Source organism: Siphonobacter sp., from assembly GCF_048595215.1.
In the GTDB taxonomy this organism is placed as follows: Bacteria; Bacteroidota; Bacteroidia; order Cytophagales; family Spirosomataceae; genus Siphonobacter.
The window spans coordinates 1-12018 of sequence record NZ_JBMDWJ010000218.1 but is presented as its reverse complement, the minus strand read 5'-3'; the positions used below and the strand labels follow the sequence as shown (position 1 = coordinate 12018).

General features: G+C 49.5%; 12 protein-coding genes. 4 read left to right on the top strand and 8 right to left on the bottom strand.

The features are described from left to right. From ACOJTG_RS13735 to ACOJTG_RS13720, 4 genes are all read right to left on the bottom strand, one after another. Positions 1–445, bottom strand: a 445-nt coding sequence (locus ACOJTG_RS13735) for a hypothetical protein (RefSeq protein ID WP_420154342.1), incomplete at its 3' end; no start/stop codon positions are given. Positions 446–468: 23 nt separating this feature from the next. Further along, complete coding sequence (locus ACOJTG_RS13730) at positions 469–1626, bottom strand: hypothetical protein (protein WP_420154341.1); 1158 nt, start codon at positions 1624–1626, stop codon at positions 469–471. A gap of 831 nt (positions 1627–2457) precedes the next feature. Continuing rightward, positions 2458–2844: a hypothetical protein gene (locus ACOJTG_RS13725; protein ID WP_420154340.1), complete on the bottom strand. Its 387-nt coding sequence runs from the start codon at positions 2842–2844 to the stop codon at positions 2458–2460. 143 nt (positions 2845–2987) lie between these two features. Beyond that, positions 2988–4214, bottom strand: coding sequence for an amine oxidase (locus ACOJTG_RS13720; RefSeq protein WP_420154339.1), 1227 nt, complete (start codon positions 4212–4214; stop codon positions 2988–2990). A gap of 131 nt (positions 4215–4345) precedes the next feature. On the opposite strand from ACOJTG_RS13720, the gene ACOJTG_RS13715 reads away from it, so the two are divergent. From ACOJTG_RS13715 to ACOJTG_RS13705, 3 genes are all read left to right on the top strand, one after another. Further along, a complete protein-coding gene (locus tag ACOJTG_RS13715) occupies positions 4346–4714 on the top strand; it encodes a nuclear transport factor 2 family protein (RefSeq protein ID WP_420154338.1) in 369 nt (122 codons plus the stop codon). Positions 4715–4830: 116 nt separating this feature from the next. Further along, positions 4831–6291, top strand: coding sequence for a ThuA domain-containing protein (locus ACOJTG_RS13710; RefSeq protein ID WP_420154337.1), 1461 nt, complete (start codon positions 4831–4833; stop codon positions 6289–6291). A gap of 199 nt (positions 6292–6490) precedes the next feature. Continuing rightward, positions 6491–6964, top strand: a complete 474-nt coding sequence (locus tag ACOJTG_RS13705; RefSeq protein WP_104715667.1) for a Dps family protein — start codon at positions 6491–6493, stop codon at positions 6962–6964. A 50-nt stretch (positions 6965–7014) separates the two neighbouring features. On the opposite strand, the gene ACOJTG_RS13700 is transcribed toward ACOJTG_RS13705, so the two are convergent. From ACOJTG_RS13700 to ACOJTG_RS13685, 4 genes are all read right to left on the bottom strand, one after another. After that, on the bottom strand, positions 7015–9006 hold the full coding sequence (locus ACOJTG_RS13700) for a beta-L-arabinofuranosidase domain-containing protein (RefSeq protein ID WP_420154336.1): 1992 nt from the start codon (positions 9004–9006) through the stop codon (positions 7015–7017). A gap of 174 nt (positions 9007–9180) precedes the next feature. Next, complete coding sequence (locus tag ACOJTG_RS13695) at positions 9181–9993, bottom strand: hypothetical protein (protein ID WP_420154335.1); 813 nt, start codon at positions 9991–9993, stop codon at positions 9181–9183. A gap of 48 nt (positions 9994–10041) precedes the next feature. After that, a complete protein-coding gene (locus tag ACOJTG_RS13690; protein ID WP_420154334.1) occupies positions 10042–10440 on the bottom strand; it encodes a hypothetical protein in 399 nt (132 codons plus the stop codon). 239 nt (positions 10441–10679) lie between these two features. Then, on the bottom strand, positions 10680–11210 hold the full coding sequence (locus ACOJTG_RS13685; RefSeq protein ID WP_420154333.1) for a hypothetical protein: 531 nt from the start codon (positions 11208–11210) through the stop codon (positions 10680–10682). A gap of 474 nt (positions 11211–11684) precedes the next feature. On the opposite strand from ACOJTG_RS13685, the gene ACOJTG_RS13680 reads away from it, so the two are divergent. Next, the coding region (locus tag ACOJTG_RS13680) for a ligand-binding sensor domain-containing protein (protein WP_420154332.1) at positions 11685–12018 on the top strand (334 nt) is incomplete at its 3' end.

The following is a 12018-nucleotide window of genomic DNA, read 5'->3' as shown; positions in this document are numbered from 1 at the left end:
GACTATTGCGTTGCGTAGTGGTAAGACCATTGGTTAGGGTCAGGCTGCGATTGATCGTAATCCCAGCGGAATTGGCAATGTTCATCGCCCCATTTTGAAAAATCAAATTATTAAAAATGGGAGCCGAACTACCGTTAATTTCCATGGCCTGCCTAGCCGTACCATTGCCGAAGTAATCCGTAGCCGCTGTACCTGTGGTATACGTACCATTCGTAATAAACGTACCGGCCGTGTTGGTGTTGAGCCAGTAAATGCTACCAATGTTGGTATAGGTAGCGAGGGCATTTACCCGAAAATAGTCCGAAAAATCAGCTACGTTCGAATTCGTATTTCGGTTGGTCGCCTCTATGGTGGGGGTACTATAGACTTCATGACCAACCTGAGCTAGAGCCGGTATCGACGCTATCTGTAGGGTTAGCAGTACACCCCCTAATCGCTTGTTCATATTCGATAAGTGAAGGGTGAAACTTAATTCGTAGCCGTAATCTGCCAGTTGGCTCCGTCAGAAATGAGGGTAATGACCCGAACATTCGCTCCGGGATCCAGCGTGTAGGTTAAATTGCCAACGTTCGCTACGATGAAGCGTCCACCCGCTGAACTCAGCGTAGCAGCTACCGACGTGTTGTTTTTAATGATCAACATCAAACCTGCATTGGCACTAGCTGCGGGCACCTGATAGGCATCTGCTCCGGCAGCCGGAGAAAGGGCAATATAGGAGGAAGCCGTATTACTCAAAACCGTCGGACTTCCAGCGGCTCCACCCGCTACGTTATTGGTAACACCCACCTTCGTTATGTTCGAAGAAATGCCTCCGTTTACCGTCAGGTTTCCGTCGCGTACGGTTACATCTCCGCCGCTCGTGATGACGAGTTTATCGGCCGTAGCTTCGCCAGGACTGTAAGGGTCCGCCGCAACGCCCAAACTCAAAGTGCCATTGCTTCGGTACGATATGCCCGCGTTAACCTGACCGGCCGTCACCTGGTCATAACCGCCGCTTACAAAACCGTACATGCCTTTAAAAGAATTGCCCGCCGCATTACCTACGACAATGTTAGAGGCCGGTGCCGAGTTAAAGCCCGTCGAGTTTTCCACGTACAAGCCTGGAATGGCCGTTCCCGGAGCAGGACGAGTAATATACAGGCGTGGTACAGCCATATTCGCTCCCCCAAATTGGGTTTGCCCGGTTTCTGCACTAATGGAAATTCGGTTGGCTCCATTCGCTCGAATGTTTAAATTCTGATCGTTATTGGTTCCCAGCACTTGGCCAGCTACGATGTTATTGCCGGCCAACGACCAATCGGTAATGGGGTTCCAACCCGTTCCGGCATACCAGATGTAGGCCCCTACCCCATTGGCTCGGGCACCGGCAATGTCAGCGTTTGTATTGTAGATGGTCATACCGGGAGCTGCCGATCCAGCCATGGGAGCCCAGGTACCCGTATTCGTTAACGCTACTCGGGGAAGCTGTAAACCCCGCTGATTATTACCACTGGCTGTTTCATTTTCCAGCTCGAGTAACGAACCGCCCTGAATGGTAGTAGGATTAGCCCCGATTTTTACCTGAGCCTGTACAGCGAAGAAACTACCCGCCGACAACATGATTCCTAAGAGTATTCTTTTTTTCATAAAAATGGATGGATTATGGTTGATTAGTTAGAAGGAGAAGTACCAGGGAACCGTATAGGCAAAGCGAACCCGTCCCGTTCGGTGATGTACCGCTGGTCTGTTTGGTGCTGGATTAAATGGAATTAGGGAGAAGCCTGATTAACAAGTAACCAGAATAAGTAAGGGCCTTGGAGCTACGAAACACGTGTACTTTTGAAAAACGAAAGCGAAAAACAGACGAATATCCGGCGGGAATGAGGTCATGAGATTTGGTAGTAGCGATTTGAAGACGCGAAACTAAATCTCTTTACTGGATATAGTTTGTAGTAATCATTGTAAACCTTTGTAGTAATAGTTGAATAATTACAAATTATTTAGTCACTTATACCTAGCACTACCCTAGTATACTGATCTTTAAACTAAACAGAAGTCGATCTGCTAGAAAACCGGTTTCTGTTTCTGCCAGAATTCCAAAACGCTTCAACAGCACAGCAAACCATAAGCTAGCAGGGCTTACGGAGCCGTAAGCCTTGTTTTCATTCCTGTTTCTTCAGAGTAGTGATTTGGGAAAAACAACCGCAAGTTTAGACCTTCAAGGTTACCAAATCAAGAAGCACCCATCGCTGACGATCAGTACGCTGAGAAGAAAATGTTAAGTAGGTAGGAGAAAATAGCCGCGATAGAATCATCTCCCACAAAGGTTAATGACTCTACAGCGGTTAGCACTTTTATCTAAGAAATAGGGTACTACATTCCCTAAATTGAGCCCTTACCTATCAATTATGCAGTGACGCTCATCCCTATAGGTAACGCAGGGACAACTCCTTGACTCATTCCTATCCTGACGCTTGGTTACGGAAGTTGAATCAAATAATTTACCTCTTCGCCCCGGCTTAAAATTTGCTCATTAAAACGGGCTTCGTTCAGGTTCATCCAACTATTACATTGGGTAGTGTTTTTTTTACTAGTAAGCTGAAGCCGACCCAATGATTCCGTACCAAGGGTGATCGTATAGACGCGGGTTTGCGGTTTTGGATTTTCAATTAAAGCATAGGAAGATTCAAAAACGACGCCATACGGTTTCGACGCAATGACTTTAAAGTCTTCGGGGGCAACCGTCTGCTCCACCCCCGAAGCATCTTTATACATCAAGCGTACTTGCATCGCCCGGGTGCTATCTAAAGCAGGTAATCCTTGTTTATTTACAAACGCAAATTGATACGTGGGAGGTGGCGACATACAGGCCCTCTGTTCACAAGAATAGAAAGCCATCAAAGAAGCGAGCCCTAACAGGGGAAGAACTTTCATGCGGATACGAAAAAATAGGTGATGAGGCTTTGTTTAGTAAGCATTAAACAACCTACGCAAGAAAGGTCTTTTGCTTAGAAAATCCTCGGCTGTTCTGCTTTTTTGCGGGCAAAGGCTACATCCAACAATCGCTGACTTGCAGTAATGGCCTGAGCGTAGGGCTCGTACAGAACGCGGCGGGGCGATTGCCCCGGTAGGAGTTCAGCATCCCACAATCCCGACCGATGCCAGTGATCCAGATGATCCCAGTCCGGACGATCAATGATGGGGTACAAACACAGTCCCCACAGGGGAATGCCCTGCTCGATTGCCGCAGCACATTCTTCCGCCACAAAACGGATCCAGTGCGGTCGGTGTTCCCCCGGATGGCTCGTCTCACTCAGTACGATCGGTTTTCCGTATCGTTCAAAAGCTTCGTGGAATAAACTGCGTAAAGGTCGCCAGCGGGGATCGTTCCCTTCATTTCCCCAGGGAAGAAATGTATTACCACTACCCTCATTCACGACCCATTGGTTGTTGTAATAATAGTTGAGTCCCTGGATATCCAGATAGTCTGGCGAGCCGCCCAGCTCCGGGCAAGTTCGTCCCGTCAATATATCCATGGCCTGAAACTGAGCGTGATGAGCCAGGTCTGCCTTCCGCTGCTGTTCGTAGGTAGCGTTTAGGGGCGGCACCATATTCACCAGCGGTTCCGTAGACATAATTTTGACTTGAGCGTCCATTTCACGAATGGCGGCCACGCCTTCAATGTAGGCCCGCATCAGGTGATACTTCACATCCCAGCCCTGTTTGACGCAATACGGGGAAGTACCCCGGGCGTCCCCGCCCAGCCAGGAGATGAAACTCACCTCATTGATCGGCGTGATGATCAGGGTGCCATCCGGATCAATGGTTCGGTAGAAGTCAACGAAGGCCCGACATAACGCCGCAAACCGTCGGGCAAAGAGCGGATGCAGGGGCGTTAGATCGTCCGGATAACCAAAATGGCACAGATCCCACACCTGCTGAATACCGTGCTGACGACCTTTCTCAATCATCTGACGAACCACCGTCCAGTCGTACTGATAGGGTTGTTTTTCAACGGAACTCCAGCGAATCCCTTCGCGTACCGTACGAATTTGAAAGGGCTGCAGCTGTTTGTAATCTTCATCCAACTGATCCAAATGGCCGGAAATCGTTAACAGATCAACCCGATTTCCGAAGCAATTGAGTTGATCTGAACATTCATAACCAGCCATCCAGAACGATTGAAAAGGATTTTCGAACCCAAGTGGCGTTGCGTGTAGGAGATTCATAGTCATTGAAAGGTGAACGAATGTTACATCCCTCCAAAAAATAGTGCCTGTTTACAAAAGCCTGGGTTAGGTACTTCCCGAAAAATCATTGTTCAGGCCTAAAAATTATCGCTACTTTACTGCCTCAAATGCCCCCTATGGAAGAAATTATTCAGGCTTATCTTACGGCGTATAATGGCAAAGACGTACCGGCTATGCTGGCTTTGCTCGATGAGGCCGTCTTTTTTGAGAACGTTTCGAACGCCTCAGGGATTACGACCACCCGGTCTAAGTCCGAATTTGAAACGCTGGCTCTTCAATCGCTTAACTTTTTCAGCGAACGCCGACAATCGGTACGCTTCCAGGTGCTGAGTGATACAGCAGCGGCGGTAGAAATTGACTATCGGGCTACGCTGGCCCAGGATCTGCCCAATGGCTTAAAAGCGGGTGAAACCTTACGCCTGCGGGGCGTCAGCATTTTTGAAGTCAGCCAGGGTAAGATTACCCGAATCAGCGACTATAGTTAGACGATCCCAATAATGATTTAAGGGTTTACTCACGCACAATTAACTAATAGTTAACGTACACTATAAGCCAATATTCCGTAGCTTTGATTCCATTACCGGTTGAAACCTCTTGATCTATGTATTGGTATTATTCGCTTTGTATGACCTGGGCTTTGCTTCTGGGAAGTTTTTCTCCATCCCAGAGCCAGCCCTCTTCTCCCGTTCGTAACTCTCATAAAATTGTACTGATTGCGGGGGAGAAAAGTCACCCGCCGGGTACGCACGAATACGTAAAAACCGTACGTCTGCTCAAAACCATGCTGGATCATTGCCAGGTACCAGGCCTTCGCACGGAGGTACACCTGCACGGCTGGCCCGAACAGGAACAGACGCTCGACGACGCCGACCTGATTTTTTTCGTATCGGACGGACGGGATGGCAATTTATTTTCGGATGTCCCTTTCATGACGCCCGAACGTATTCAGGTTATGGAGAAGCAGATGAAGCGGGGTTGTAGTCTGGCTTTATTACATTTCTCCAACTTTGCTTCATATCCCTACGGTCAGAAACTGCTGGAGTGGACGGGCGGTTACTATGACTGGGAAGACGCAACAGGTAAGTACCGAACCTATTCCGCCCTTAAAATCCTGGAAGCGGACGTCCGCCTGCCTTCACCCGAGCATCCCATCAGCCGGGGTGTGAAGCCCTTTCGTATCAACGATGAATTTTACTACAACCTGCGTTTCCGTGAAAACGACCCACGCCTGACGCCCCTTATGGAAGTACCTGCCCTACAGGGACGGCCTCAGCAGGGGAATCTGGTTGCCTGGGCGTTGCAACGGGCTGACGGGGGCCGCGGTTTCTGTGCCACCTTCAATCACTTTTATACGAACTGGGAAAATCCGGATTACCGTAAACTGCTTTTGAATGGATTGGTTTGGGCTGCCGGAGCTGAGGTACCCGCCACTGGCGTGGATGCGAGCTTTTATACTGATGCTCAGGTTACGGAGCTTACGTACCAGCGATCGAAAAAAGTCCTTCTCTTTCACGATAAAAAAACAAAATCCTCCTTACAGCAAACGCTCGAAAAAGATCCGGAACTTCTGGTGGATGTGTGTACGGACCTCAACGATTTATCGACGTACGACCTGAGCGACTACGGCTTTCTGGCCTTTGATCGCCCCGATACCAACGGCATCCACCGTTCTTCCAAGGCAGCTCTGGAACAGTACGTTCAACAGGGTGGAGGTTTACTGGCCTTAGCCTTTCGGGCCAAAGCCGATACCACGGTTCGCTCGGGCTGGGCGGCGTATTCGCGGTTGTTTCGTCGGGAAAAGACAACGGATTTTCGGATGGATGAACGCGTGAATCGGGAGTCACATCCCCTTACCAAAGGGCTTCCCTCTTTTCGTAGCAAAACAGCTTTTCAGTTAAAAGGTACGGAACCGATTGAGGTGATTGTACGAAGCAAATCCACGCCCCTGGCCTGGGTCTATACATTCGGACAAGGGCGAGTTTTTCAAACGGTACTCGATCCAGAAACCAGTCCCAAGGAGTTGTGGCGAAGGGCCTCGAACTGGGTTTCGAAAAAGCAGTAATCTGGGCTGGATTGGCTCCGGAGGCTTGGTTAGGACGTAGAATTATTGTGCGTTACCCCTTCCAAGATTGGCGAAAAATGCTGACCTTTCCGGCCCATGCCTCTTTGGATTAAGACGGATTCTAATCTGTTTTGAACACTAAACAATTGCTGCTTTTTCGAGTCTTTATCAACAGTTCACCTTTTTTAAATTACTCCTTATGAAAACTAGCATTGGCATCTCAGAAGAAAACCGGGCCGTAGTAGCCCATGAATTAGCTAAAATTCTGGCGGACGAATTCCTGGTTTATACCAAGACCCTTAATGCTCACTGGAACCTGGAAGGGATGGACTTCCACTCGGTTCACCTGTATTTCGAAGAATTGTACAAAGATTCCGCGGAGATCGTCGATTCACTGGCAGAACGTATTCGTCAACTGGGCCACTACGCTCCCGGTACGATGAAGGAATTCCTGCAACTGACGCACCTGACCGAAGCTGACGGTGGCGGAAACGACAGCCGCAGCTGGATTCACAAGCTACTGGGCGACCACGAAAGCATCATCGAATTTCTGCGGGGTAATGTCGACGATTTCGCCGATGCCCACAAAGACGCCGGTACGAGTGATTTTATCACCGGCCTGATGGAAAAACACGAAAAAATTGCCTGGATGCTTCGGGCTCACCTGAAGTAAGTTTCACTCCTAAAAAAGAGCCGTGGGAATCGATCCCACGGCTCTTTTCATTAACGCCCTCCCGTTACCGGAAACTGGGCGATTCGCAGACGGGTACAACCGTAGGGAATTAAAATGATTTCCTCCTCGGGTCCGTACTCCAGATTGTACGTTACGCTGTACGGAATGGGACCGGTCATGTCATTGTACAAGCCCCAGGAAGGAATACGACGGCCTTTGGTCCGAATCCGGATCGGAGCATTTTCAGTAGTCCAGGGGGAGTTGGATACCTTCCCGGTTTTCTCCACGGTATATCGCTCGGCTAACTTGGCGTCCGAACTGACGATCAGACTGTAATTCCAGGGTGTAGTCGGACGAACTTCTTCGTAGCTATCGCCGTAGTCAATGGGGTCTTTCGTATTAGTCACCTTTTTTACCGTTTCGCCGAGGGGCAGGGCGTACGTCAGCGGCCCCCGTTCGATGGAGTGGGAGTTTTCGTACCAGCTACTTTGTCTGAGCGGCATGGGGAGTTGTACTTCGACAACATCCCCTGATTTCCAGGTACGATTGATCACTGTCACGGCATTGCCTACTACTTCCTTGTAGGGTTTCCCGTTGATGGTCAGAATGGCTTTCGGACACCATTCGGGAATCCGCAGGTGCAGGGGAAACGTAACACTACGGGCCTCGGTCGTCAGCGTGAAACGAATCGTTTCTTCAAACGGATAGCCCGTTTCTTCCTTGAAGGTCACGGGCACATTTTTTCCAACCACCGTTTTAACTTCGCTCGGAGCATACACTAAAGCCGCCAGGCCCTGATCGGATGTTTTGTACCACAGGTTTTGGGTAAACTTGGGCCAGCCCTGGTGCATATTCGACGTACAGCAGGGATAGCCCGTCAGCAATCCGAAACACACATCCGTACCGCCGTGGTTTACGTCGAAGTTGCGGGTGTGCCGCGTCAACATCACCTGATTGGCCTGCTGAAAGTACTGCCGACTCATGAAATCATCCGAAATCTGGGTAGGCAAGGCATTAAAGGCAATTTTTTCAAGCTGATCCGCCCAGGCCACTTTCCCCGTAATTTCCAGCATGCTTTCCAGCGAAAACATCATCTCCACGGCCGAACACAGCTCGGAACCCTGCGTCGGATTATTACCGTGCAGGGCTTCATCACCGCCGTACAGGCCATGAGCCATGCCATTGTACTTTCGAATATCCGCTAGTCCGCGATCTACCGCCTGTATATATTCCGCTTTGGGGTGGTGCTGATACTGAATCACTGGCGTTTTCAGACCCTGAGCCAGATTTACGCAGTGAATACTCCCGGGCTGAGTCAGCATGTCCGTTTGCAGAAAAGCGTTGGTATAGTCAAAGGTTTGTTTGTGAATCAGGTCGCCGAGTTGCAGTAAAAAAGCATCGCCCGTGATTCGGTGCAGCCAGTACACTAGCATCAAATTATCACCGCCCCGGTAACGGGCCCAGAAGGTCCAGTGATCCAACGGCGTTTTGGGTAATTCTTTGAGTTGGTACTTAAAATAATTGGTCATCAGACGAATCACCCGTTGATCCCCCGTGGCGGAATAATACTGCTTTAAAATCTTCAACGTAACCATTTTAGGCCACCAATCCCGGCTATTATCCCGTTGCAAGCCAGCTTCGGGCCCGTAATCGTGGGAGGGGCCAAAGTAGCCGTCCGGTTGCTGGCTGTTCAACGCCCATTCAACCCAGGGTTTGGTTTTAGCAATTAGTTCGGCATCATTTAGTAGGTACGCCAGCGGTAGTAGTCCGTCTACCCAGTACGGTCCCCGCTCCCACTGATCCCCGTCGCCGCCCAGCCAGCCATTTCGCGGACCCATCACGGAAGGGTACAGCACATCGAGTTTACCCGTGGCACCCTCTTTCTGGCGTATGAGCCTTTCGCGTAACCAGCCCTCGGGCCGAATCGCTCCCAAGGGCAATTCCTGGTACGGGTTCGGGCGAAGCGAGGCAGCCAGTTGGTTCGATTGCCCGCTAGCGAACAAGGTCCATCCACAAAGGATTACAGCAAGCGTTTTTTTCATACGTGAACTTAATTTCAATAGGTTTAGTAAATGCCACGGAAAGATAGGTCCCGATTGCTCTAACCCGAAAGTGCCCGCCCATTTTTAGTCCTTCTCTATTGACAAAATCCTTTTTTACCAACGCAAAAAGCCCGGATGAACCGGGCCTTTGCCATCACCTATACTCGTCTGCTTTTACTGATACTGATAGCTCACCGTCACGGCGGGCAGCGGATGGGTTGTGCTGAGTTGCTGCGTTTTTTGCAGCGGATACCCTTGAGCGTCATAGCTATACGCATAGGTTTCTACGCTTAACACCGATTCGTCCCGGGCATCCCGCACCGTCACTTTTCCGGGGTTATTCACCTGGGTAGCCGTTGCTTCCACGAAGGGATACGAAACCTGGGGCAGATGGGGGTTTTTCTTCGTGTCGTAATTCTCGTAGTACACGTGTTGCCAGGCTGTAAACGTGGGATCATTTACATTTTTCCGGAACGAGAGTACACGTTGCACATTCCGCTGCCCCTCGTATTCGTAGCGGTGCTTAATAAAACTTTGTACGGCTGCCGTTTCGGTATCGTGAATCTGATCGAGTAATTCGACCAGTTGCCCTTCCCCATTAAACAGATAGAAATGCGTAACCACCAGCCGCCCTTTGTGGTCGTATTCTTCCGTTTTAGCGAGCTGCTTGCCTTCGTAGAAAAACGTTACGTAGGGCTTTCCCTGGTATAAAATTTGGGACATCCGTTTTTCTGTATCGTAAGCAAAAGTCGTCGTCGAGGCTACCGTTACCGAATCGTTGTACCTCCAGTGTAGATTCGAGCTTTGCAGCAAGCCCTGGTCATTATACTGATAACTTTGCTGATTCTGCTCGCCCGACGTGATTTTTACCAACCGATGGGTTTCAGAGCCTGCGGGTGGATTTACCGGGTGGGTCGGCTCTGGCTTAGAACAGGCCGTCGCTGCTACAATAACACTCACCCAACTAAAGAACAGGTATTTTTTCATGACTTGTATTCGTCAGCACACGGATTAACACTCTCGCCTGCCGCTCAGTTAAATAACAAACACCAAACTTTTTTTTCGTCCGCCAAACCGGATGGTCTGTCGCTGTCCCGCTACCTCGATAGTCCAGTCCACGAGCAAACTTCGGGTACTGGGTTCGCCCGAAAAATGAAACAAGTTTTGTTCATGGTCCGAGAGAAAAATAGTGGTTCCGGAATGGGCCAGGCGTTGAATAATGAAGGATTTAAACTCGGGGCTGCTTACCTCCACGGTTGTTGCCGTCAGGGGTTTCAGCGTAATTTCGATTTCTGCGTACGAGCTGAGGCCGCCCTCGGCTGCCTGTACCGAACCCGGTCCGACAAATGTTCCCTCCAGTACCCGCGTGGGCAGGGTGGGCTGACAGGCCATCATCGTGAGTACCAGCAGGTACCCGAAGAGCAATCGTTTCATGGTTTTTGAGCAGAACGTTTGGCAGCAGTAACCTGGAGCAAGCTTCACTCAGGTACACTGAAAAGGACACACGGTACTACATCGGCTGGTACTCCCGGCGGCATAGCAAGCCCGTACGACTCGTCTTATGCATCATTGTTTTCATGGAAATAAAAAGAAGGTTGAACGTACGCTACATTTTTCTCATCGGGATTCTCTGAAAATTCGCTACCGCTAAAAAGTATACGCTAAATCTTTACTCATTTGACCAGATAAAATTCGCCGCTAAAGGATACACTCTCCGTCGAGCAATCCTCCGTATCGGGCACCAGCAGATTGCCCGTAAAGGTGCCTTTGGCGAGTTTGCCCGCCTCAAAGGCTTCGACTACTACTTTTCCCTGCGTCGAATAATACCCTGAAGAGGTAGGACAGACTAACGCTTTATAGTTGTCGTAGGAACCCTTTGTCTGCTGGTACTGTACGATGCTGATGTTGTGGTAATCGCTCATACTTTGCCGATACGGAAAGGTTCCAGTTCCACGGGAGAAAATACCAATCGACAGGTAATCTCCGTGGTTACGTCCGGCCGTCATCGACCAGCCTTCAACGGTGCCGGTACCCCCGCCTCCCATCAGGGACATCGTCACGTCCTTGTAGGTTTTGGTGTGACCGTTAAAATGTACTTTGATGTAACTCTTGCCATTCGGCGAACCGGAGTCATCTGGCGATACGCCCGAATTTTTCTGACAGGCAAAGGACAGCAGCGTCAATAAAAAGGTAATCAGATTCATGTGTTTCATGGCTAAACAAGGGGATAATAACGGTTGATAGGTACGATAAAATTGACACGGGCGAATTCCGAAACGTATAGACGGTGTGTTCGAATTGCTAAATACCAGGGATGAACGCACCGAAAAAGCGGTTGAATCGGAGGTTTCTTTTATTGGTTTGAATCGCCCGAGATCTCTTTACTATTCCGATTGGACCTTGCAAAATTGGTGGAAAAACGGACCACCGTCAATCGCATAAAAATGTGAAATACCAAAATAGCTCTCTTTAAAGTAACTGACTACCACCGACTTTCACGGATTTTGACGCCTGACACAAGGGTTACTGTCTCCCATTCGGTCTGGATTGCGAGTACGGCCAGGGTTTGCTCCGATATCCTAGCCCGCCCCCAATACGATTCACATGTTTATGCGATCCGGCAAATTTGTCTTTGGCTGGATTTCGGTCAATCTTTGTCTCCACACGTTTTCATTCACATGCGAAAAAGGCTAGGCCTTCTGCTTTTCTTTTTCTGGATCTTTTCCGGTTTCCGCCTTCTGGCCCAAACCAGCCCGATTGCTTTTACCCGCTTTACAACGCAACACGGTTTATCGAGCAATGTCATCACCTCCCTGGCGAAAGATCGGCGGGGCTTTTTATGGATCGGTACTATCAATGGCCTCAACCGATTCGATGGCCTGACTTTTAAAGTTTTCAAAAGTACCGGAGCGGCCTCTGGCTTACCTAGTAACTACGTCAATCTGAATGGCTTAACGACCGATTCGCAGGGCTATCTCTGGATTTCGACAACTCGGGGATTACTTCGCTTTG